Origin of the sequence: Nostoc sp. FACHB-892 (assembly GCF_014698795.1) — a bacterium.
Lineage (GTDB): Bacteria > Cyanobacteriota > Cyanobacteriia > Cyanobacteriales > Nostocaceae > Nostoc.
The window spans coordinates 15,080-38,586 of sequence record NZ_JACJTR010000011.1; the positions used below are offsets into that span (position 1 = coordinate 15,080).

General features: G+C 38.9%; 18 protein-coding genes and 1 pseudogene. 6 read left to right on the top strand and 13 right to left on the bottom strand.

What is annotated here, in order from left to right; genetic code table 11:
* Positions 1-3: 3 nt before the first annotated feature.
* Positions 4-4,122, bottom strand: coding sequence for a non-ribosomal peptide synthetase (locus H6G96_RS16325; protein ID WP_190912437.1), 4,119 nt, complete (start codon positions 4,120-4,122; stop codon positions 4-6).
* 524 nt (positions 4,123-4,646) lie between these two features.
* Here H6G96_RS16325 and glgX point away from each other — a divergent pair.
* Entirely contained in the window at positions 4,647-6,773 is a 2,127-nt protein-coding gene (glgX, locus tag H6G96_RS16330; RefSeq protein WP_190912438.1) for a glycogen debranching protein GlgX, read from the top strand.
* A 427-nt stretch (positions 6,774-7,200) separates the two neighbouring features.
* Positions 7,201-8,160, top strand: a complete 960-nt coding sequence (locus H6G96_RS16335) for a M48 family peptidase (protein ID WP_190912439.1) — start codon at positions 7,201-7,203, stop codon at positions 8,158-8,160.
* A gap of 4 nt (positions 8,161-8,164) precedes the next feature.
* Here the strand turns inward: H6G96_RS16335 and H6G96_RS16340 are convergent, their stop codons facing one another.
* The 6 genes from H6G96_RS16340 to H6G96_RS16365 all read right to left on the bottom strand — a co-directional run bounded on the left by H6G96_RS16340 (position 8,165) and on the right by H6G96_RS16365 (position 12,436).
* A complete protein-coding gene (locus H6G96_RS16340) occupies positions 8,165-8,851 on the bottom strand; it encodes an HAD family hydrolase (protein WP_190912440.1) in 687 nt (228 codons plus the stop codon).
* Positions 8,852-9,075: 224 nt separating this feature from the next.
* Positions 9,076-9,933: an SDR family oxidoreductase gene (locus H6G96_RS16345; protein ID WP_190912441.1), complete on the bottom strand. Its 858-nt coding sequence runs from the start codon at positions 9,931-9,933 to the stop codon at positions 9,076-9,078.
* 134 nt (positions 9,934-10,067) lie between these two features.
* Complete coding sequence (locus H6G96_RS16350; RefSeq protein WP_190912442.1) at positions 10,068-10,307, bottom strand: hypothetical protein; 240 nt, start codon at positions 10,305-10,307, stop codon at positions 10,068-10,070.
* A gap of 267 nt (positions 10,308-10,574) precedes the next feature.
* Positions 10,575-11,141 (bottom strand): hypothetical protein, encoded by a 567-nt coding sequence (locus H6G96_RS41390; RefSeq protein WP_242063296.1) that lies wholly within the window; start codon positions 11,139-11,141, stop codon positions 10,575-10,577.
* A 141-nt stretch (positions 11,142-11,282) separates the two neighbouring features.
* A complete protein-coding gene (locus H6G96_RS16360; protein ID WP_347242244.1) occupies positions 11,283-11,741 on the bottom strand; it encodes a vitamin K epoxide reductase family protein in 459 nt (152 codons plus the stop codon).
* Positions 11,742-11,956: 215 nt separating this feature from the next.
* Complete coding sequence (locus H6G96_RS16365; protein WP_190912443.1) at positions 11,957-12,436, bottom strand: DUF4383 domain-containing protein; 480 nt, start codon at positions 12,434-12,436, stop codon at positions 11,957-11,959.
* 645 nt (positions 12,437-13,081) lie between these two features.
* On the opposite strand from H6G96_RS16365, the gene H6G96_RS16370 reads away from it, so the two are divergent.
* Complete coding sequence (locus H6G96_RS16370) at positions 13,082-13,783, top strand: DUF547 domain-containing protein (RefSeq protein ID WP_190912444.1); 702 nt, start codon at positions 13,082-13,084, stop codon at positions 13,781-13,783.
* Here the strand turns inward: H6G96_RS16370 and H6G96_RS16375 are convergent.
* From H6G96_RS16375 to H6G96_RS16390, 4 genes and pseudogenes are all read right to left on the bottom strand, one after another.
* Positions 13,768-14,523, bottom strand: coding sequence for a TIGR04283 family arsenosugar biosynthesis glycosyltransferase (locus H6G96_RS16375; RefSeq protein WP_190912445.1), 756 nt, complete (start codon positions 14,521-14,523; stop codon positions 13,768-13,770). The genes H6G96_RS16370 and H6G96_RS16375 overlap by 16 nt on opposite strands.
* A gap of 408 nt (positions 14,524-14,931) precedes the next feature.
* Positions 14,932-16,197: a glycoside hydrolase family 10 protein gene (locus tag H6G96_RS16380; RefSeq protein ID WP_190912446.1), complete on the bottom strand. Its 1,266-nt coding sequence runs from the start codon at positions 16,195-16,197 to the stop codon at positions 14,932-14,934.
* 942 nt (positions 16,198-17,139) lie between these two features.
* Positions 17,140-18,126: a DNA cytosine methyltransferase gene (locus H6G96_RS16385; RefSeq protein WP_190912447.1), complete on the bottom strand. Its 987-nt coding sequence runs from the start codon at positions 18,124-18,126 to the stop codon at positions 17,140-17,142.
* 4 nt (positions 18,127-18,130) lie between these two features.
* Positions 18,131-19,231: pseudogene (locus H6G96_RS16390) on the bottom strand (HindVP family restriction endonuclease).
* Between the two features lie 220 nt (positions 19,232-19,451).
* On the opposite strand from H6G96_RS16390, the gene bchI reads away from it, so the two are divergent.
* Both bchI and H6G96_RS16400 read left to right on the top strand, forming a co-directional pair.
* Entirely contained in the window at positions 19,452-20,576 is a 1,125-nt protein-coding gene (bchI, locus tag H6G96_RS16395; protein ID WP_190912448.1) for a magnesium chelatase ATPase subunit I, read from the top strand.
* Between the two features lie 183 nt (positions 20,577-20,759).
* Positions 20,760-21,059: a hypothetical protein gene (locus H6G96_RS16400; RefSeq protein WP_190912449.1), complete on the top strand. Its 300-nt coding sequence runs from the start codon at positions 20,760-20,762 to the stop codon at positions 21,057-21,059.
* A 25-nt stretch (positions 21,060-21,084) separates the two neighbouring features.
* Here H6G96_RS16400 and H6G96_RS16405 read toward each other — a convergent pair whose 3' ends face one another.
* Complete coding sequence (locus tag H6G96_RS16405; RefSeq protein ID WP_190912450.1) at positions 21,085-22,179, bottom strand: nucleotidyltransferase domain-containing protein; 1,095 nt, start codon at positions 22,177-22,179, stop codon at positions 21,085-21,087.
* Positions 22,180-22,412: 233 nt separating this feature from the next.
* The gene (locus H6G96_RS16410) at positions 22,413-22,646 is read right to left on the bottom strand and encodes a Nif11-like leader peptide family natural product precursor (protein ID WP_190912451.1); all 234 of its coding nucleotides are present in this window, start codon (positions 22,644-22,646) and stop codon (positions 22,413-22,415) included.
* 452 nt (positions 22,647-23,098) lie between these two features.
* On the opposite strand from H6G96_RS16410, the gene rplU reads away from it, so the two are divergent.
* Entirely contained in the window at positions 23,099-23,506 is a 408-nt protein-coding gene (gene rplU / locus H6G96_RS16415) for a 50S ribosomal protein L21 (RefSeq protein WP_190912452.1), read from the top strand.
* The last annotated feature ends 1 nt before the right edge of the window (position 23,507 follow it).

Genomic DNA, 23,507 nt, shown 5'->3' on the forward strand with positions numbered 1-23,507 from the left:
TCCTTATTTTAAAGTTTGTGCTTTCTCAATACAGGCTCTTAACTGCGCTGCGAGAACCTGAATATGGGGTTTTCTCAGCATGGTTAGGTGATTGCCAGGAATATGATGAATTTCAGTTCCTCCCATAGCTAACTTATTCCAACCCATACTCGACTCCTCTTCGGCAATGTTTAACTGAACTTTTGTTCTAAAAAGATTAATTCCCTTAGGGTAGACTTGCGGAACGTAGTTTAGAACTGCTTGGCTATTGGCGTAAAAAACACGAAGCATAGGAAAAATAGCTGACTCACTTAAAAGCCTTCGCTTGGATTCTTCAGATATCAGGTTGAGTGTGGTATCCTCTTTTTGGATGAAATGCGAGAACAGATTTGTTTTGAGCGATCGCATCAACTTCTTAAAATTAGTCAATCGAGAAGTTAAACTGTAATTACGGTTCTTACTAGGAGCAGTAATTAGACGCAAATAATCAAGGAAAAAGGGCCACATATATGGCACGACTGTAGTAAAAATAAACTTGAAAGCATTATTCAAAGAAGGTAGATTGCTCTTAATTGGTGCTACAGTGTCAAGCACAGCAAGTAGAGCTACTTCTTCCCCAGAATTTTGGAGTTGTTGAGCCATCTCAAAAGCAACCCAACCTCCAAAAGACCAACCTCCTATAAAATAAGGACCTTTCGGTTGTACTGAGCGTAATGCTTTAATGTAGTGGCTAGCCATATCTTCAATGCGATTTAGTGGAGTTTCTCCATCAATTCCAATAGGCTGTAGTCCATAAAAAGGTTGGTTTTTCCCCAATTGATGAGCTAATTCATAATAAGGGAAGACAACACCAAATATTGGATGGACGCAAAAGAAAGGGGGATTTGAGCCATTCGGTTGAATCGTAACCAAAGGAGACCACGCGAGAGAATCTGTTTTAGAAGATAGATAAATTGCTAAACTTTCAATTGTTTGATTTAAAAATAGATTAGATAAGGGTAAATCACGCTCAAACTGCTTGTTTATCTGGTCTAATAAACGTATAGCCAGTAGCGAATTTCCTCCCAAATCAAAGAAGTTATCATGAATACCTGCATTCTCAACATTAAGCACTTCAGCCCAGATTTTTGCCAAGGTTGACTCAGTTGGAGTACGAGGAGCAACAAAAGCTTTATCTATTGAGCGGCTCTGACTATCAATCGCTTTTAATGCATAATGATCCACTTTGCCATTAGCCGTTAACGGCAGAGAATCCAGAAGTACAAAAGCTTTTGGTATCATGTATTCTGGTAATTTTTCTTTTAAGAATTGACGTAGTTCAATAATTGTTTGCTCCTGGGATGACTTAGAAACAATGTAAGCTACTAAATGCTTGTTATCATATAGATTACCTTGAGCAATTACAATTGCTTTTTCTACTTTATTATGCTGTCTTATAACTGTTTCAATTTCTGATAACTCAATGCGGAAGCCACGAATTTTTACTTGATTATCAATGCGGTTTAAAAACTCGATATTACCGTCTATTCGATATTGGGCTAAATCACCCGTCTTGTAAAGCCTTGCTCCCTTTTTACCATTAAAAGGATTGGGAATAAATTTTTTAGCAGTTAATTCAGGGCAGTTTAGGTAGCCTCGTGCTAACCCATCACCAGCGATATATAATTCGCCTAAAATTCCAACTGGTACAGGCTGTAAATGCTTATCTAATATATAAATTTCAGTGTTAGCAATTGGGCGGCCAATAGGCGGTTTTTCACTCACAGATTTAATTTCCGCAACGGTTGACCAAACGGTTGCTTCAGTAGGCCCGTAAGCGTTAAAAAACTTACGGCTAGGATTCCACCAACTTTTTACTATATTCTCAGAACATGATTCACCCGCACTAATAATAGTTTGTAATGCAGGTAATGATTCTGTAGGTATAACTGCTAAAACCGCAGGCGGAAGGGTAACGTGGGTAATAGATTTTTCACGTAATAGTTGGAGCAAAGCTTTTCCAGATATAAGGCATTCTTTATTTGTTAAATAAAGGGTTGCTCCTATTCCCAATGCCATGACAATCTCAAAAATTGAGGCATCAAAACTTAGTGATGCGAATTGCAGAATGCGGTTACTCGGTTGCAATTTAAAAACCTCAATCTGATCTGCTAGCAAATTAGACAATCCTCGGTGTTCAATTAAAACACCTTTTGCCTGCCCTGTTGAGCCAGAGGTATAGATGACATAAGCTAAGTTTTGAAATGTTAGGTAACTCTTTGGGTTTTCTTGGCTATGTTGTGTAATAGCTGCCCAATCTTTATCTATACAAATAATTTGATTCGAGAATTTTGTAAAATTTTGAAGTAATTTTTCTTGTGTAAGCAATACTGAAACTTGTGCATCTTGCAACATAAAGTTAAGACGCTCTTGAGGATAGCTGGGATCTAAAGGAAGGTATGCACCGCCAGCTTTGAAGATGCCTAATATGCCAATTATCATTTCTGGCGTTCGCTCCACACAAATACCAACTAAAGATTCAGTTTGTACACCTATTTTTTTGAGATAATGTGCAAGTTGATTGCTACGTATATTTAACTCTTTGTAGCTGAGTTGTCGATTACCAAATACTAGTGCGATCGCATCGGGACTTTTTTCAACTTGTGCTTCAAACAACTGATGAAAACACTTACCATCTGGGTACGTTTTCTTAGTGTTATTCCAATCAATTAATAACTGCTGTCGTTCTCCTTCAGTAAGCAAAGCTAAATCTGAAATACGCTGTTTTGGATTGGCAACAATACTTTCTAACAGCATTTGGAAATGCCCCAGCATTCGCGTAATGGTGCTTTGATCGAATAAATCGGTGCTATACACCACTTCCCCTTTGAGAGTTTCCAAGTCTCGCCACAGATGGAACTCTAAATCAAGCTTTGCAATTTTACTGTCGAAATCGAATAACGAAAGCTTCAACCCAGGTAACTCTAGTGCTTCAATGGGAGTATTTTGCAGACTAAATACGACTTGAAATAAGGGATGGCGGCTCAAATCTCGCTCTGGGTGAAGTTCTTCCACCAGCTTTTCAAAGGGCAAATCCTGATGAGTGTATGCTCCCAAAGTTACCTCTCGCACTCGATTTAATAATTCTCGAAATGTCGGGTTCCCTGATAAATCGCTACGTAGCACCAAACTATTGACAAAAAAACCAATTAATCCTTCTAGTTCGCTACGGTTGCGATTAGCGATCGCTGAACCTACTACAATATCCTCTTGCTGCGTATAGCGATAAAGCAAAGTCTGAAACGCTGCAAGCATTGTCATGAACAAGGTTACATCTTCTTGGTAGCTAAGTGTCTCTAGCGCTTGAGTTAAGAAGTGTGGTAGTTCTAAAAATTGTTTTGCACCCCTATAGGTTGGAACTACTGGTCTTACTCGATCGGTGGGGAGATCCAGCACCGAAATCCCGTCTAATTGCTTTCGCCAATAAGCTAACTGCGTTTGTAAAGGCGAACAGCCGTTTTCCCCCACTGCTTGCAGCCACTCCCGTTGCCATTGAGCGAAATCTGCATACTGAATGGGTAATTCTGGCAGAAGCGTAGACATCAGACATCCCTTATCTTCTACAAAAGCTTTATATAATATCCCCAGTTCTCTAATCAGCACCCCAATTGACCAGCCATCGGCAACAATGTGATGTAAATTTAGTAACAGCACATATTCTGCTTCATCTACTTGTAGGAGTTTCACTCGCAGCAATGGCCCGGTGGTGAGATTGAAAGGATGTTGAGCCTCTGCGGTTGCAATGCGCCGTACTTGTATCTCACATTCTTGATCGAAATTGCGTATATCTATTAAGGGAAGAGGTATGGTTAAGCTAGGTGCGATCGCTTGCACTGGTTGCTGTTCTACGATCACAAACGTAGTGCGTAAGGTTTCGTGGCGACGAACAATTTCGTTGAATGTCTGCTTTAAAGCGGTAAAGTTGAGGGAACCTTTCAGGCAAAGTGCTGTTGACACATTGTAAAATGGATTGCCCGATGCTAATTGGTCGAGAAACCACAATCGCTGCTGGGCAAAAGAAGTAGGGAAGACAAAAACCTCTGTTTCATCAGAAAAATTCAGTTCTTCATCAGCCGTGAGGCTACTGAAAATATACTGGCTCATAACAATATCTTTGTTAAAAAAGAGTACGAAGACAGAGGGCTGATGTAGTAAAGTTATTTCTTCTACAACGATCGTGCATTCGCTAAAAGTAACCCATATTTGACATCTTATACTGTAGATCATGCCTGCGATCGCAGATAAATGCTACAACAATAAGCTAATAGAAAATCGATATGAGAGTTTCACAAAAGATGCTTTAAGTAAATATACACGCTGATATAAATAAATTTATTCATTTTGGTAGATGTAGCTATTTGCTATTTTTCGTAAATTTATGATGCTTAAAATATCTTGTAAATAGACTTGTTAACATATTTATGAGTCCAACAGAATAAGGACGCTCTCAATATTGTAAATTAATAATATAAAAATTTTATTAGTGTCCGAAATCCAAAACACTTCTTTTCATAGTTAATCTAAATAAATATATAAGCTTTAATCTTGAGATTAAGTTATATAAGTTATTTTTAAACACATCTTCAGATTCGTTATTAACAGTAAAATTATCTCTTGGTAATTCCTTTATGTATGTAGCTGTATGGCCTGGGAATGTATACCCTTTGGGTGCTAGTTGGGATGGTAAAGGCACGAACTTTGCTTTATTTTCCGAAAATGCAACAGGTGTAGAACTTTGTTTATTTGATGCTGATAATCATGAAATTCGCTTGCCTTTAACAGAAAAAAATAACTTTGTTTGGCACGCTTATCTACCAGGAGTAGGGCCTGGACAACGCTATGGGTTTAGAGTACATGGCCCTTGGGCCCCAGAACTTGGTCATCGATTTAACCCTAATAAACTACTAATTGATCCCTATGCTAAGGCAATTGATGGGGACTTTAGCGATAATCCAGCTAATTTTGGCTACTCTTTAGATGCACCAGAACAAGACTTAGCTTTTTCCGATTTAGATAATGCCGAAATTATGCCGAAGTGTATTGTTGTCGATCAGTCTTTTGATTGGGGAGACGACAAACTACTTTCCATACCGTGGCACGAAACTATTATTTATGAAACTCACGTTAAAGGCTTTACTAAGTTACACCCAGGAATTCCAGAAGAATTACGTGGTACTTATGCAGGGCTAGCACATCCAGCCGCAATTCAATATCTTCAACAACTAGGAATTACATCTGTGGAATTGATGCCTGTGCATCACTTTTTATCCTCTCCAGGATTTCTGGCGGATAAAGGACTCAAAAATTATTGGGGCTACGATTCCATTAATTTTTTGACACCCTACTCTGGTTACAGTGCTAGTGGCTCACTTGGACAACAAGTGACCGAGTTTAAGCAGATGGTCAAGGACTTACACTCTGCAGGCATTGAAGTAATTTTAGATGTAGTTTATAACCACACTGGCGAAGGCAATCATTTAGGGCCAACATTATCGTTGCGAGGCATCGATAATGCCGTGTACTACCGCTTGGTCAAAGATAATTCCCGTTACTACATGGACTTCACAGGCTGCGGCAACTCTTTAAATGTGCGTCATGCCCAAGTTTTGAAGTTAATCATGGATAGCCTGCGCTATTGGGTAACAGAAATGCATGTTGACGGCTTTCGCTTTGACTTAGCTTCAGCATTAGCGCGAGAACTATATGAAGTAGATAATCTCGCGGCTTTTTTTGATATTATTCATCAAGATCCAGTTCTGGCAGATGTGAAGCTGATTGCTGAACCTTGGGATTTGGGAGAAGGCGGTTATCAAGTTGGCAATTTTCCTTTACGTTGGTCTGAATGGAATGGCAGATATCGTGATACTGTCCGGGATTTTTGGCGTGGTGAGGATGATAGCCTGGGACAATTTGCTTACTGTTTTACTGGCAGCCCTGACCTTTACCAAGCAAACGGGCGTAATCCCAGTGCCAGTATTAATTTCATCACTGCTCATGATGGCTTCACGCTCAATGATTTGGTCAGCTACAACGAAAAGCATAATCAGGCCAACGGCGAAGATAGCCGGGATGGGGAAAGCCATAACCGCTCTTGGAATTGCGGTGTAGAAGGAGAAACCGATAACCCAGATGTCATCCGTTTACGGGAACGTCAGCGACGCAACTTTTTAGCAACTCTAATGCTGTCTCAAGGCGTACCCATGCTACTAGCAGGAGATGAAATTGGTTGCACTCAGAAGGGTAATAACAATGCTTACTGCCAAGATAATGAAATTTCTTGGCGTGATTGGAGTTTACAAAAGTCTAATTCCGAACTACTAGATTTTAGCCGCGAACTGATTGATTTTCGTCATAAGCATCCAGTATTTAGACGGCGTAAGTGGTTTCAAGGCCGTCCTATTCACGGTTTTGGGATCAATGATATTGGTTGGTTTAATGCCGATGGTAGCGAAATGACTGAAAAGCAGTGGCTAGTTAGTTATGCCAAAGCTATGGAAATTTTCTTGAATGGCGAGGGCATTGTTACTCCTGGCCGCCGTGGTGAACGGATTATTGATGAAAGCTTTTTGCTATTTTTTAATGCTCACTACGAAACGCTTGAGTTTGCCTTACCCAATGTTCTCAATGACAGGGAATGGGAAATAGTTATTGACACCAACGAATCTCGCTTCCTTAGCCCAGGAAAATTAGTTATGGGTGAGCAAACTGTGCCAGTTACAGACCGTTCTATCATGGTGTTACGTCGTCTTGCTTAGTAGCACAAAAAGATCAAGTGTTATAACGGTTCTTCGTTCTAGACAGAAACCGCCCAGAACTGAAGTTCTTTGACTTTTAGCTAAAGTCCGTTTTAACGGACTATAACTTTTTCTCAGTCGTCTTTAGACGACTTTCGCTATTAGACTTAGAATTCATTCTGAGGCGGACTAAATGAGAATGAAATAGCCCTGGATTTAGGACTGCTATATCAATATGTCTAGGAATGGGGGGTTTCGTGCAATATAGCGCCCTGCTTTAGCCTGGCCACGTTTGTGCTGGAGTTTAAGCCGACTATGAAGCGATCGCTTCTGATACTGGAGGAAGTTTACTTCAATAGAGCTATATTTAACCTATTGAAAGAAAAGTTTCTAATGATTGGTTTTGTAATAAATTTTTATCCGAAAATCCGAAACAATAACATGATAAATGAACATTAATAATATCCAATTAAAAAATATTAAAACACAACAGAATATTATTTTGCAATCCATTTTTAATTTAGTATCTAATTCTACTCTAAAATCTGCACAGACTCAACAAATAACAAAGACTTTAGTAAAAACAGTAACAGCAATTGAAGAAATATGTTTTAACAAACAAGCAACACCAGCAAACCTAAGTCGTTCATCGCGGCAAATCTACTCTTGGATGAAGTTTTTAACGGACGAAGTTAACCTGCAACTTCACCTGGAAAGTACTTGTTGTATGCAGCAGATTGCTAGAAAAATGTTAATAAAACATAGAGAAGAGTCAGTAAAACTAATGATTGAATTCACTAGCTTTGCACTTTTATACAAAGTTAAAAGGTCTGGTGATGCTGCTCACATTATTGTTAATGAGGGATTCATTAATGCGTCAGAAGAAGTACTGACAGCATTAGTAGAATCTGCTCTTTTTGGGAGAAATCAAGATAATACGCGACTAATTAGATCGTTTGCCAGTTCTGAAGAATACAGTAATGTACTGCTAGAGCTTGATTTAATTGCGGAAGTAATTGCAGAAAACCCACAAGGTAAGTTTTATAACCTAAATGACTTATTTGACAAACTAAACCGTGAATATTTTGCTGCAACTCTTGCCAAACCGCGTCTTGCATGGAGCCAAATTAACACTTACCGGAAGTTTGGGCACTATGAGCCAGCTAGAGATCGGGTAGTGATCAGCTTGACCCTTGATAATGGCAGTGTCCCTGAATTTGTGAGTGAGTTTGTCTTGTATCATGAATTGCTGCACAAGTACCACGGCACAAATTGGGTTCAGGGCAGAAGAATGGTTCACACAAAAGAGTTTCGTGCCAGTGAAAGCCAGTTCAAACTGTACAAAGAAGCATCAACATGGCTGGAAAAATTGGCAACTGGCCAAACTAGTAAACGGCGGCATTTTTAAATAATTATTTGCTCGTCATTGCTTTGCTTGCTAGAGGTGAGGTGTCATAATGTGCTAACAAATCAGCAGGATCATTGTAAATTGCGATCGCATCTTTTAACTGACTATCATCAAAACCACCACAACGAAACGCAATCACGCCAATACCAGCTTTATTTGCAGACTCAATATCGTAGGGAGTATCGCCCAGCATTACTACCTCGGATGGCTGCATCTTCAACTGACTCAAAGCCGCTTCCACAATATCTGGAGCAGGTTTGGAAGCTTCGGCATCACTAGATGTTGCTGCCTCATCCTGACTGAGTAAATCATCGACTTGTGCAGCTTTGAGCAACACTGACAGTTCTTGACTCGTTGCTGAAGTAGCGATGATTAAACGCAACCCCTGATCCTGCATCTTCAATATTAGTTGCCGCGTACCATTAGCGGGAGTCAAATTTGCCCCAAACTTGTTGATGATCAGTTCTTTGCGTTTGTCGGCGATTTCCTTACCTTTTCCTTCTTGATCAGAAAGTCCTGGCGCAAACTTAGGAATAATCTGGTCGCCTCCCATGCCAATCAGTGGTCGAACTTGCTCAAACTCTACCTCATAGCCAAATGCTGCAAATGCTTCTACCCAGGCTTGAGCATGGGCATCATTACTGATAACAAGCGTCCCATCGACATCCAAAATTACACCCTGATATGCCATTGAGAAATTTCCAAGTTACTTTAAGCCTCTACACTACTGAAAAGTTGTTGCCATAACCTCTACCTTGGTTGTTACTTCCAATGGCAGAGTCAAAGAAGAGGAAAAGGGGCAGGGGGCAGGGGAGAAGAGCAACGCGAAAAGTGAGATCATCGTGAAATCAGCAGAGGGAGCAAAGAGAAAATTTTAGTAATTTTTACTACCTGAATATCCCTGAATACACTTATTTATTTCTCTCCCCCTTGCTCCCTGCCCCCTGCTCCCCTGCCTGTTCGTTCTTCCATACCAAAGAGGCGGCGAACAGCTGACTGCATCAAATTAGGAGACAAGTGATAAACAGCTTTCCAAAAGTTTGCTGTGCCTACTATGACATCAGAACGCTGATTTTTTACTGCTTCCCAAATTGATTTTGCTACATCTTCAGGCTTTTCTAGTACAGGAGCTTGAATTGCTTTACCTACCAACTCAAAACGCGCTTGAGCCGCTTCTTCGTCCTTACCGCGAAATATTGCTCGTTCCATCAGTTGAGTACTGATAAAACTGGGATAAATTCCGCTAACGTGAATGCCTTTAGGTGATAACTCTGCGTGTAACGATTTTGTCAACCCAGTTATGGCGTATTTAGTGGTTGTGTAAGGAATGTGATAAGGAATCGGTTCTATACCACCAATAGAACTAACATTAACAATGGTTCCTTTGCGACGTTCTAAGAAATGGGGCAGAATGGCATTAATAGTATGGATGTAGCCCCACAAATTGGTATCAATTATCTCATGCCAATCATCTAAGCTAAAATCCTCGACGGGACCTAAGCAAAAGATACCTGCATTATTAATTAATACGTCTATGTGACCAAAATGATCTATTCCTTTCTGAATCAGGTTGTTTACTTGTAAAGGATCTTTGACATCGCAAGAAATAGCGATCGCTTCTTGTCCAAGTTCCCGTATCTGTGCAGCAGCAGCTTCTAAACGGTCAAGTTGACGAGCTGCTAACACAACATTATAGTTATGACGGGCAAACAATAATGCTGTAGCTTTGCCAATTCCTTGCGATGCACCTGTAATAATTACTGTATTTGTCATAAAATCAATTACTTTTTCTTGTGCGTCTTAGAGGTTGTTTTAAAAATGGTACTTGAGGTAGCCAAAACTTTAAATCCTTTTTAAAAAGGAGAATTTTGAAAGGCTTATTCTCCCTTTTTAATCAACAACGCCAATTATTGCTGCGTTTTAATTTCCTTGAGTAACGCCTCATCAGAGTATTCTTCTTCCCATTTGCCTTTTAACTTCAGCCGTATAGACTGTGCGCCGCCACTAGGAGTACAGACAACCCAGTAAGTATCTGGTTCTCCTTCGACTTCAGCTGCATCTTGAGCTTTTGAAATGTCAGAAAGACCTGAAAATGCTTGAATACAAGTCCATGTAATTCCATGTGAATCTTTAATCTCTCTTTCCATGTCTATCCTTAATACAGCATTTCATTAATTCGTAGCGAATTCAATTTGGCAATAGCTTGCATTGTGAATGCGTCGGCTTGCATTCATATTGTTACATCTTCATTTATCGGAATTCGGAGATTGGTTGTATGCTTACCGCCAAGTTTAGCGATCGCCTGACCTACGGTTATCATATTAATCGGGCCGTTCAGCGCCCCAACTACATCAGTTTGGAAAATTTCATTTCATTCCCAAAAGTTTCCGAATAAAAAGCATCTCGCCCCAGCTTTAAATGCCAACCGAAAGGGCGTAGGAAGCACCATCAGAGAAACCGGCGATCGCTACTTGGTTCGGAGCGATCGCATAATGACTGAAAGTTTGTGCTAGTGCCCGATCGATAAAGGCAATATCAGGACCATAGCTACCCCGAATAATATCCCAAGTTTGTTGGCGTGAGTCTACTGCCAACAGAATTGTCGCAATGCGAATTGCTAGATGATAAAGGATTTTTAGCGCACCCTCCGCATCGCCTCCGGCTCCATGCAATATCAACACCAGTGGAGCAGGCTGATCTGTCCGATAGCTTTCAGGTACATAGACAAAACCATCTCGCTGCCCATCCAGCCCTAGTGAGTGTAACCCGGTCAAAGCAGTTGTTGTGGGGCGAGTTGGGCGGGATAACAACTGTCCTTCAGTAGCTCTATAATCAACTTGCTTTGAGCTTTCCATAACTAATAACTTCCACTTTTGGCAATTGGATAGTTGAGAGGCAGCGAGTGGTAAAGTCATCCCTGCTAACCCGAACCGGAGTAGTTGTCGTCTTGTCCAGCCAGGAGGATTGTTGTTTTGTGTCATTGCGATCGCCTCAATCAGCAACTAACTGACACTACACCGGAGGATATAAAACGAACCGCAGAGGCACAGAGAACACAGAGAGAAAAATTCTAAAACTTTGCTGGGTTTATTGGCTTGAGTTGTATTGCTTTAGTCCTTTGATTACTGCATACTGCTGCTTGCTGCGATGTTTTTGTCAGGTTTTCCCCGGAGGGTGCGAATAGCAGCAATAATTTCGGGTACTGCAAGCACTAACGACGCGATAGAACAAACTGTTGCAACTTGGCAGTACTCACAAAAGGCTTTGTTCTCGCTCCATTCTTCCTGAGCTAACTTGGCAGAAACCGCAGTGTCTAACACGAGCTTAACGCCCATTGCAATTGGTATAAATGGATTGCGCCGTGCCCGATCTAGTCCTCCGGCAGCAGCCAGCCAAGCAGTGAGCGCATAAGTAACTACCATGATTGACCCATCAGGTGAGTTAAATCGGCTGTAAGCGTAGTTAGATGCATCAACTCGATCTGCATCAAATATGGGGATTGGCGGATCAGGGAGGTGGTTAACAATCCCTGTTTGGTAGAGCGTCACAAGTTGTCCCATTGAACCCCCAAGCATAGACAAGCCAATAATTGCTCATCTCCGGCTCATGTGAGGGTTTTTTCCTTGACGCAGTTCTTGACTTAGTTGTTTTGCATCCATAAAGTTCAATTCTTGCTTAATGAATCTCTATTGATAGATACATCTGCCATGTGTGGGAGATTTTAGCAGCTTGGGATAAGATTTGGTAGCAGAAAAAATAATTTCTGCCACCAAATTTTATTGGATACAAAAAGATGTTAAATATTTTCGGCTACATTAACGCCCTTGGCTTTAGCTGGTATGACAAGGCTGTAATAAGCAGCTGCGATCGCTGCTAATGCATTGAGCAAAACATTGTAACCAAACAGTGGCATTAAACCAAAAGATGTCTTAGCGAAAGGCAACAATCCCATGACAGCTAGCAAAGCATAAGAAATTGCAAAAGCACGGTTAAACAAGCGTGCAGTGGTAACATTACTGTAAGAAGTAATTCCAAACAATCCTACAGCACAACGTATAAGGTTATGTAAGAAATTGGTAGGAATTAAGCCAAAGATATAACCAAAACCCGCAGAATAAGCGCCAGTAGATTCATCAAGTGGAATAAAAGATTCGTTTGTTCCTGGCAATGAAACTAAAGCTGGTACAAAGCCAGCTAAACCTAAAAGTAAATAAGCGATTCCAATAGCCAAAGCAGTATAACGCTCTGTCATTTTTGCCGCGTTGATATTTTCCATTGCAGTCAATCCTTTTATAATTCCATTAGTTAATACTGAGACATCTAAGGTTGTAACCCAAAAAAAATCTTTTATAATCTATCAGAAGTTTCAGCGTTAAATTAAGCTTTGTACACCTAGAGTGAGAAATTAAGATATTAGCCCTGCTGGAATTTTAGATTGCATAATCGTAGTATTTTTGCTTTGTATCAGTAGTTACATATAAACTTAACTTGTACGATTATCCATATATGCCTTCAACTACTCCATAGTTAGAGGCAAAGGTTTGGTGATAGAGGTAGCTTTTATAAAAGCAGATAACAAAGTTCCTAGTCTCTAACACCCTCTAGCTTAGAGGCTTTCTTATAATTGAAGAGGTATTTGAAATGAAGATGAATAAATTACGAACTTTCCTCTTGCTGTCTTGATAAAAATACTAGTAACAGAATAAAATAACGTTACGCACAAACAAACTTTTACTAAGGCAAGTCAAAAAAATTATCTAGACTTAATTTTCTATTAACTTTATAATGTATAGCAATCTTAAATCATTCGTGAAAGAGAAAATTACTGAGAAGCTTAAAAAAACCTACTTTTAATGCCCCTATTTTCTCGGTTTTGATTGTTATAAGTAAAAAAAACAGCTAATATATAAACACAGCGATAATGATTGATTTTGAACCTTGGGACAGGTTGTTGCGTCAGTATGTTGATCAAGAGGGTTGTGTAGACTATGTAGCTTGGAAAAAAGAGCAACCCCAAGCAATTGCAGATTGGTTATCGAGCGAAAGAAATCTGGTTTTTAAATCTAATAGCAACAATCTCGAACAATTGGCATTGTGGATTAATCTTTACAATGCGTTCACCATTTCGACAATTTTAGAGAGATACCCGATAGAGTCGATTCGTCCGCGAATTTTAGGGATTCCCAACTGGTTAGCTTTTTTGTGGTTCTTCCAACGTCGCGCTTATTATATCTTTGGGGAAAGTTATAGTTTAACTGAAATTGAGAACTCTATTTTACGGGACAAATTGCGGGAGCCGCGAATTCATTTTGCGATCGTTTGTGCTTCAGTTGGTTGTCCTTTACTACGTTCGGGAGCTTACTTTCCTGAGCAAGTCAGTCAGCAATTAGATGAAGATGCGCGTCGTTTCATAAATAACCCTGAAAAAGTCCGTTATGATATCGAGAGCAAAACACTTTACTGTAATAAAATTTTGAAGTGGTATCGTCAGGATTTTTTAAAAGTTGCACCCTCCGTTCCCGAATACATTCGCTCATACTTGAAAACAGACTATCCCCTTAATGCTTCAACGCGGATATCCTATCTTCACTATGACTGGAGCTTAAATCAGCGAATATCTTGATAAAACTGTTTAAGATAATTTGCATTAACGCCAATCCCCCATAAAAACCCAATATAAAGGTAAATTGCGGTTGCTTTGAAGCTGCCCCATTTGGCTACGCGACGATCTGAGGAATGAACAATACGATTTACCAAATAAATACGTCCTTTTTTAACTAACTTCAGACATAAATCTCCATCCTCCATAATCGGCAATCCCTCATCAAATCCGCCACAATCCCAAAAATCAATCCGACGGCAGAACATTACTTGATCTCCAAACAACAGACGCAATCCTCGAAAGAATAGGTGAGGCTTAAATAACAGTGGTGCGTAGTAAGTTTTTAGATAATTATGTAGAGAGATACCCCAACGAGTTGTTTGAGATCCTGACATCAGAGAAATGAACCCCCCACAGGCAACCGTAGGCTCTGCCAGGGTCTTGTTAATGACGATAATTAAATCATCTGGAACCCAAGTATCTGCATGAAGAAAGCAAAGAATATCTCCAGTTGCTGCTGATGCTCCATAGTTCATCTGAAGAGAACGCCCTGGTTGTTCAGATAAAAGAAATTGTACATTCAAAGTTTGATTAAATGACTCAAAAATTTGCTTTGCAACTTTCACCGTCTGATCTTGGCTGCCACCATCTACCACTATCACCTCAGAAGGAGGAGGATTAAGTAAAGTCAGTTGGCGCAATGTACGTCCTAAGTTAGTTGCTTCATTTAAAGTAGGAATGATAATAGAAACTTGAGACATACAGATTTAGTAGTTCTACCGTTATCTTTGATCTTTATTTTACTTGTTGCTATTAATAGTAAGCCTATTTCATTCTATACATAAACAACCTAAAACTAAAGTTCTAGGCTAATAGCTAAAGTCCGTTAAAACGGACTAGAACCTTTTTTCAGTCATTTTTTAGATGACTTTCGCTATTAGACTCAGAATTCATTCTGAGGCGGGCTAGATGAGAATGAAATAGGCCTGGTATTAATAGTCTTTAGCTCAAAGATAAATCGGGTAATTTTGAGATGTTTTCTTAATATCTCATACAAAGCATTTGTCACTAAAATGGTTGCAGTTATGAAAAAACCGAGAAGCCTTAGGCGCACCTAAATAACCTAGATGATTTTATCGTCTACAGTGAACTCAAATTCAACAAAAAAATTATTCAACTTTGGCACGGAGTGCTGAAGATGGAAAGAGACTTTGAAATCCAGCTTGTCGCTCATTTAAAGGTTCTAGAGCATCATTCCAAAGACTCTCATAATAAAAGAAGGTTACGCCTAGACCACGTTCTTGAGCAGCCCGCACCTGAGACTTAATTTGCTGCATGGGAACTGGATTATTTCGTAACCCTGTCATAATGCCAATTCCAGTTGGAATTATTTGTTGTGCTTCTTGAATTTCTTGGCGGGAAATATTTGCTACAAAACTTTGCAGATCAGGACGATAAACTTGCACAATTAACTCGTCAACAATATTTTGCCGTATCCAACTCAGCCAATCTTGCAGGTGAAACTTGTAAGCAAAATCATAGTAATTAGGAGAAACAGAGAAAATCGCCTGGGGTTTTCTCTGTTTCACAGCTTGGTTAAGTTGTACCATGAACGCTGTAATTTTATCTGCCCGCCACTTTATCCATGCCTCATCTTGGGTATTAGTTGGGGGAGGATTCTTCGTTTCTTTGGTGTACAAAGCAACTGTATATTTGTCGTAGCCAAATTCGTGGGGCAAACTCATGTGATCGTCAAACTGAATGCCATCGGCATCATATTGGGTGACAGTTTCCAACACTAGATTGGTGATGAACTGTTGCACTTGCGGATGGAACGGATTGAGCCACATAACCTCACCAGCCGCACTAATGGAAGTTTGGCTACCATCCCGCTTTTGTGTGAACCAATTAGGATAATTCAGTGCCAATTCTGAAGTTGGGGGAGCCATGAACCCAAACTCAAACCAGGGAATCACCAGCAGTCCTTTGCGATGAGCTTGGTTAATCAGGTCTGCAAGAATATCATGTCCATCTGAACCTTTGTAGACAAAAGGTTGAATACCTGCACGTTGTGCGATCGCACTAGGATACATTACATAGCCAGAATTCCACACCACAGGATAGATTGTGTTGAAGTTCAGCCGTCGTAATTGACTCACCGCATCCTGCACTTTTTCCCGATTTTTGAGGGTGTCAAAATCATTGTTGGTCATCCAAACCCCGCGAATTTCCTGACGGGGTAACTGTGCGACAGCAGGGGTGAAACTGTCCACCAACAATACGGTAATAAAAGATGTTAAAACGAGAATCGGAAAAAGAGACTTGAGTAGTCGCCGCCAATTCTGAACAATAAAAGGTGATTTCATAGATTTGAATGATGCATTAGCTACCCACACACGCCATTGTTCGCTTTTACGATTGAATCTACTAACCATATAGTCTACAAGTATTTATGCTTAGTACAGAATTGATGAGTTGGTAGTTGTTTGTTCCCTACTGATGGAACTTTTGCACCAGAAAAACTAAACTAAAATAGACAAATTAAGATAGTTGACGCAGCTAATAAGCATTTGTGCCCAATGTCTATAGGGCATTGTTTATACTCCATCTCCCTTTTGAACTTCCAAAAAATAAAATTACCAGTTTTTTAGAATGATAATCATTCATGCAAAAAGTTTCGCTAAGAACTTGATGTACACTTTGATAAATATGAGTTAAACTAATGAATAAAGTAAAAACACTTTGGGAGATTTAAACTATTGAATGAAATCTCCCATTTTATTGTAATAACTGATTTCTAATTTTTTTCGCTGATTATATTATTAACACTGTTATAAGCACGGAATTTGAAAAAAAATTTGATGGAGCGGCGAAGTTGTGATTTAGTATGATAACTAAGCTCTTGAAAATTAGGTTGATGAGAAAGTTCAGAAATTGCATGATTCAGATGTTATAAATAAGCTAACATTAATAAATCTATTTGCTCGTTTTAAGCGAGATATAATATCACGAGATGATCTAGCTTTAAGACCTACCTCCTTTTCTAACCATTGTTTAAATTTACTTTCTTCCATTAAATTTTCCATACTCAACTTTTCTTAAATAATAATAATCCCATTCATAAAATTAAGCTGAATCTATTAGCTTACATTTTATGGTAGGCTCAATACAATGAGCGTTTTTACTTTATACTCAACAAAACATTATTCTCAGACGTAGTTATAGATTTGACGTTCATATTTGAATTCGCAAAACATGATTTCATAAATAACGTAGACTAACATTGATAATGTTAACCAATAGCTAAGAAAATTTAGCATATTAGCTATCAGCTTGATGATCTGTTAGAAAAGATATAGTTGTTCAATTTGCTTATCTTAACTGAGTTCTAAAACATAAGTTTTTTCAATAGCTTTTATAGATTTATTTAAATTATCTTTAATATATTCAAGGATACTTTGAGCAACATACTCTGCAAGCTTAACTGGAACAGCATTTCCTATCATTTGTTCAAGGTCTGTTTTTGTTCCCTCAAAAATAAATGTTTCAGGAAACGTTTGCAAGTAGCTTCTTTCAATGGTAGTCAATGGGCGCAAGTTGTCTGTAACGGGGACTGGATCTTTAGGGTGTTTATTATAAGTTTTAGGAATAGGACGATTAACTCCTCTTACTGTTGGGCTGGGTTCATCAATACTAAAAATTCCTCTTCTTTGGTAACTTCTTGGATGTCTGTAGTAGTATTGAATTTCCAATTTATTTCCCAGATAATCTCTAATGGTCATTGGTTTATCTGCTAACCTTTTTTTCAAATAAGGTTTTAGACTTTCGTCTTGTCCTTGTAACTCTCCAAAGCAAAAAAACCTTTTTCGCTTTTGAGGTACACCGCACAGACTAGCATCCAAAATTATTTCACTTAAACCATATCCAGCAGCTTTCAAGATTTGTCTAGCCTCTTTATATTTATTGCTTTTATGAAATAGGTCTACGTTCTCTATCACAAACCACTGAGGAAGAACACTTGTAACTATCTCAGAGAATACAATACTTAAATTCCCTCTTCCTAAATCTTCATCACGTTTTCCGGCACTAGAAAAATCTTGACAAGGGGGGCCACCAATAATAATTTCAGGACGTATTTCTCTAAAAATTTGATAGTTTTTATTTAAGTTACTAAGATCGTAATCGAAAATTTTATGGCTAAAGTTTTTTTGATAAACATCTATAGCTTGTTTCCAATTATCAAATGCTGCTATAATATCAAAGCCAGCATTTTGAAAGCCTAAAGATAACCCTCCACAACCAGCAAAAAGGTCTAAAACTCTAAGTGAAGAACTTTTTATCTCATTTCTAGACTTGTCTTTCATACCTTTATATCTCTTTTAATTTTTCATCAAATATCTCAGGATTACTTAGGATAATACCATCAAATATTCTCTCAAGACTTAAGTAATTTTGTCCTCCACCTGAGATAATATTCCCAATCTCTTCTTTCCTAATTCTAGGTTTAATTAATTCATCACAAATCATATAAGGGTGAGTATTTAATCCACTTAACGCAAAAGCTTTATCATTCTTGGTATAATACGTCAGTATATCAATTATTGATGCGTATGGTATTTTACCATTTTTGGCAAATTCATATAACATTTTTGCCAGTCATATTACAGTTCGTGTATGACGTTGAATACTTTCTGTCCCAATTGGTAATCTTTTTGTAATATCAAAAAATAACCTAGTAAAACCAAAATCACTCCAAATGAATATATTTAAACAGTTTTCATATAATTTTGATGTTTTACCTACAGTTTTCCATACTGGCTGCATTACTAATGGAGATTGCATTTCTATATGGTCATAAAGGAAATGATTTAGGCTTTCTGTCAATTTTGAAATATAAGGAAGCATATTACGAATACTAATCCAATCACTAATTTCACTACAAACAGGATCAAGATATTTAAGTATTTCTTCTCTAGAATCTTGAAATTTATCGGCAATACTTAATGTTAAATATACTATGGTATCTGGACGAGTAACAATTTCACAGCCGTATTTATGATCGGGTAAGCGACAAGTTGAATTATCTGGTAAAGCTGTTAATTTAATTTCTATACTACGCAAGCAAGTATCACGATTAAAAGTATTTAATGTAACTAAATCTACTCTTGGTAATCTTCCTACTACTAGTTTTCTATAAGGAACATAATCGCTTTCAAATGCAAAAAATAAGTTTGAAGATAGTGGTGCAATACCAAAAATATCAGTTACATCGATTTTTTCATGTTTAATTTTTAGGTTTTTATCAAGAGTTAGATAAACTAGCTGTAGCCCTTGACTATGCATATAGCAAGCTAATGCAGCAGGAAAGGAATTATTGAATTGATTTTTTCCCCAACTATTCGCCTGAGAGAAATCCCTATTGGATCTAGCTAATCCAAAAAGACCAGGTTGTACTGTATTTTGATTCATTAGTTTTTCAGTTACATAGTTGTTTAAGTAGCATCTTCTACAATAAGCAATTTTGCCGCGACACAATATTATCTGTCTGTCATCAACTAAATTATTATTTTAGTAGATACACGTAAAAAAAATGTGCTAAAGAAGACTTTTAAATTTACTAAACTATTCCACGCCCGACCTGTGTCACAATAGAGAACTGTAATAAGAAAAATATTGTTAAGGTAATTTAGTGAGTCCAACTGCTCAATCCACGGCAAGTGCGCGTCGCGTGGTATTTCCTTTTACGGCAATTGTGGGCCAGGAAGAAATGAAACTGGCGCTCCTATTGAACGTGATTGACCCCAAAATTGGTGGTGTAATGATCATGGGCGATCGCGGCACCGGGAAATCCACAACTATCCGGGCGCTGGCTGATCTGCTGCCAGAAATTTCTGTGGTTGCCAATGACCCTTTCAGTAGCGATCCTAGCGACCCCGACTTGATGAGCGATGAAGTCCGCCAAATGTTAGAACAAGGGGCGGAAATTCCTATAGCTCACAAAAAAGTCCAAATGGTAGACCTGCCGCTAGGAGCTACAGAAGACCGAGTTTGTGGAACAATCGACATTGAGAAAGCTTTATCTGAAGGTGTTAAAGCCTTTGAACCGGGACTGCTGGCAAAGGCTAACCGAGGCATTCTCTATGTGGATGAAGTCAACTTACTAGACGACCACCTCGTAGACGTGCTACTCGACTCCGCCGCGAGTGGATGGAACACTGTAGAACGAGAAGGTATTTCTATCCGTCACCCAGCGCGTTTTGTTCTTGTGGGTTCTGGAAATCCAGAAGAAGGTGAATTACGCCCCCAATTGCTTGATCGCTTTGGGATGCACGCAGAAATTCACACCGTAAAAGAACCAGCTTTGCGGGTGCAAATCGTGGAACAACGGGCAGATTTTGACCAAAATCCTCCAGCATTTCTCGAAAACTACAAATCCCAGCAAGAATCACTCCAAGAGCAAATTGTCAATGCTCAACAGCTTTTGCCAGAAGTAAAAATTGACTATGAATTACGGGTAAAAATTTCTGAAGTCTGCTCAGAACTCGATGTAGACGGCTTGCGGGGTGACATTGTTACTAACCGCGCCGCCAAAGCCTTAACAGCATACGAAGGACGCACTGAAGTTACGGTTGATGATATTAACCGTGTAATCACACTATGCTTGCGTCACAGGCTGCGGAAAGACCCCTTAGAATCGATTGATTCTGGCTACAAAGTCGCCAAAGTTTTTAGCCGCATCTTTGGCGTTGAACTTCCAGAAAGTGATAGTGCACAAAAAAACGGCACAGGTCAAAAGCTAGGAGTTAGAAGTTAGGAGTTAGGAGTTAGGAGTTAGGAGTTAAAAGTTAGGAGTTAAGAATTAGGGGTTTTGAATGGAAAGCTGCTTCATAACTCATAACTTTAATTCCTCACTCAACACTGACTACATAACTCATAACTCCTAACTCAGCATTCAGCACTGACTATACAACTCCTAACTCCTAACTCCTCACTTATTATGAGAATTTGGTCTTTTTGGTTCAACAGCTTTATTCTATCTAGCCAATACAACCCACCCAGGTTTGTAGAATTATTGATGCTCTTATTAGCGATCGCTATGCTGGGAATAGCCAGTATTTTACCGGACAAACCGCCCTATTTAGTCTTAGGCTTGAGCTTAGTAGTTGGGGCATCTATTTCCATCTTAGTGCGGGAAGCGATCGCTCCTTCACCCGAAACACGAATTACCCAATTAACAGCATCGCTATTGCTTATCATCAGCCTCTATGGCTTTGCTGACTTAATGTACACTCTCTAGTTAGTCATTTGTTCACAGCCAATGACTAATGACTCCATTTTTGCATTTCTACCAATTCCATACACAACTCATTAATTTGCTCCAAATCAGGTTTGTTAGGTAGGGCAGATTGTTCGTAAACAATTTCCATTTCGGCGACCAAGTCTTCTGCTATTTCCATCACCTGCTCATAAGAATACTCACCCTTTAAAATAGCTTTTAAATCCTCAACATCACCAGCTATTCTCCTATCTACAATCACTTTACCCTGCCGCAGTATTTCTACTCCACTGCGTAACAATCTAATGCAGTGCATCCCATGTTTAAGGTCAAAACCCGACTTTCTTTCCATTTCTGCCCTAGCCGGATTTCTGTTTTCTTGCCAAGATAAATAAGCCTTCCATTCTCTCAAAGCTATTTGATAACTTTGGCTTTTCTGAAGCAGGCGGATGAAATCTTTACGGCTATTGGTTAACTGTTGGGTATATTCCAAAGTTTCATCGGGTAAAGTGTATTGTTTTAACACTCCTTTAAAATCAATATCCGCCGTCAACAATTGGTATAATTGTTCCGCTTCTTCTAAAAACTCAATCCGTCCTCTGATTAAGTTATAAAGATATTCCAGAAAAGCATTTAGCTCATCTTTGCTTAAGGGTACTTCGTCTTCTATGGCGAAGTCAGATGGTATAGGCTTTTTTTGTGGTGGCTTTAACAACCATTTACGATGAGTTTCCATCTTTTTAATTTGGGCAAAAGCATAACCAGTGTAAGTATGTTTTACCTTTTTGCTCAAAAATAGCTGTTTATGATTAATTAAATGCTGTCCGACTGCGTTTAAAAAAGGATAGTTACTTAACCAGAGCAATTCTAAAACATTGGGATTCGCACCTGCTAATAACTGAAGAATTTTTCTTAATTCGTATATAACTGTATCTTTGTTACCATCCACGAATGGAAATATTCCTGGTTCATCCCAACCAGTATCTTTTTGTTCTATGTGATCAAATCCTAAATAGTACCTTTTGGATGCGATAAATACTCCACGATAATCAAAGTCTGAATCAGGACGATTTAAACCATAGCTGTGGCTACCTGCCAAACCAATTAAGATAGTTCTTTGCTCAACTTCTATTCTTTTCATATCACCTGATTAAAATATTGTCATCCTAACTCATGAGTTAAGCAGGTGGAAAGTGGGCAATGGGGATGCAGAGGAGCAGAAGAATAATAACAATCCCATACTCAATAACTAATACCAAGAGTTGCTTAGTTTAACAAAAATGCCCCTAAAGGGTATGATGCAACGATATCCCCTTAAGGAGCAAAACTTGTCAATTTAGTTGTTCCTATATTTTCGCTTTCCTCAAACAGGAATTATCTAGGATTAATGTGCCGTCTATTCCCCCATCCTGGATTAATAATGGCGGCTAAATCTTCTTCAGACAGTTTGTTGATTTCACTGTCTAGTTCTTCGACGCTGAAATCATAGCCACGCTCTTGAGCAATCTTGACAAAAGCTTCTGGATTAGCTGTTGCTTTGAGTCTTTGCTGTAGTGCTTGATCTTGTTTTACGGCTTCAAAAAGTCGGGTAGCATTTTGCTGTGTCATGATAGTTTATCTCCTGTTTTAAATATCAGGTTTCAATCTAGTAATTTGACTCCTATGGAATCACTAAATTTTCTGAAGAACCTTTACATTAAGAGTGTAAGTTTAATTTTAAAACAAAGAAGAAAAATGTGTAGATTCTGATAAGAAAATACAAGTTTTAGTCTAAATATTTCTATTAATTTATAAAACTCAGTCCTAAGATGGAAGCAGTATTTAACTAAAAAAGTATTTATTCTGAACTGTAAATACACTTTATATTCTTTGCGCGGGCGATCGCCATGAGAACTTTTGGCAAAATGAAAGCTTGACTTAGCCCCTGTTAATAAAATAGTATGTTAGATTGTCTGTCTAATTCCTGCTCGGATCAGGTAGACATATTACAAAAGCTGGCAAAAGCGTCCCTACACGAGACAAAAACCAGCTACCTGTACGGCAACCTCAAGGACAATTCCATGACTTACGCGATTATTGAAACTGGCGGCAAACAAATACGAGTAGAGCCAGGGCGGTTTTACGATATCGAACTGCTTCCAACTGAACCAGATGAAAAAGTTACAATAGACTCCGTATTACTCGTGCAGCACGATGGCGAAGTCAGCATTGGACAGCCACTAGTAACAGGTGCAACTGTAGAAGGGACTGTAATGCGACATTACAGAGGTCGTAAAGTCTTGGTATACAAGATGAAGCCAAAAAAGAAAACCCGCAAAAAGCGGGGGCATCGTCAGGAAATTACCAGACTTATGATTGACTCCATCACCCTTAACGGTGCAGTGTTTGTTGCCCAAGAAGCACCAGAGAAGGAAACTCCCGTTTTAGACGAGACTCCTGCCGAAGAAGTTGAAACTGCTGCTGAATAAT

Bases quoted from the DNA above. Each gene is read 5' to 3' on its own strand.
- H6G96_RS16325 (WP_190912437.1), bottom strand. From the start codon at position 4,122: ATGAGCCAGTATATTTTCAGTAGCCTCACGGCTGATGAAGAACTGAAT.
- glgX (WP_190912438.1), top strand. From the start codon at position 4,647: ATGTATGTAGCTGTATGGCCTGGGAATGTATACCCTTTGGGTGCTAGT.
- H6G96_RS16335 (WP_190912439.1), top strand. From the start codon at position 7,201: ATGAACATTAATAATATCCAATTAAAAAATATTAAAACACAACAGAAT.
- H6G96_RS16340 (WP_190912440.1), bottom strand. From the start codon at position 8,851: ATGGCATATCAGGGTGTAATTTTGGATGTCGATGGGACGCTTGTTATC.
- H6G96_RS16345 (WP_190912441.1), bottom strand. From the start codon at position 9,933: ATGACAAATACAGTAATTATTACAGGTGCATCGCAAGGAATTGGCAAA.
- H6G96_RS16350 (WP_190912442.1), bottom strand. From the start codon at position 10,307: ATGGAAAGAGAGATTAAAGATTCACATGGAATTACATGGACTTGTATT.
- H6G96_RS41390 (WP_242063296.1), bottom strand. From the start codon at position 11,141: ATGACACAAAACAACAATCCTCCTGGCTGGACAAGACGACAACTACTC.
- H6G96_RS16365 (WP_190912443.1), bottom strand. From the start codon at position 12,436: ATGGAAAATATCAACGCGGCAAAAATGACAGAGCGTTATACTGCTTTG.
- H6G96_RS16370 (WP_190912444.1), top strand. From the start codon at position 13,082: ATGATTGATTTTGAACCTTGGGACAGGTTGTTGCGTCAGTATGTTGAT.
- H6G96_RS16375 (WP_190912445.1), bottom strand. From the start codon at position 14,523: ATGTCTCAAGTTTCTATTATCATTCCTACTTTAAATGAAGCAACTAAC.
- H6G96_RS16380 (WP_190912446.1), bottom strand. From the start codon at position 16,197: ATGGTTAGTAGATTCAATCGTAAAAGCGAACAATGGCGTGTGTGGGTA.
- H6G96_RS16385 (WP_190912447.1), bottom strand. From the start codon at position 18,126: ATGAAAGACAAGTCTAGAAATGAGATAAAAAGTTCTTCACTTAGAGTT.
- H6G96_RS16400 (WP_190912449.1), top strand. From the start codon at position 20,760: ATGAGAATTTGGTCTTTTTGGTTCAACAGCTTTATTCTATCTAGCCAA.
- H6G96_RS16405 (WP_190912450.1), bottom strand. From the start codon at position 22,179: ATGAAAAGAATAGAAGTTGAGCAAAGAACTATCTTAATTGGTTTGGCA.
- H6G96_RS16410 (WP_190912451.1), bottom strand. From the start codon at position 22,646: ATGACACAGCAAAATGCTACCCGACTTTTTGAAGCCGTAAAACAAGAT.
- rplU (WP_190912452.1), top strand. From the start codon at position 23,099: ATGACTTACGCGATTATTGAAACTGGCGGCAAACAAATACGAGTAGAG.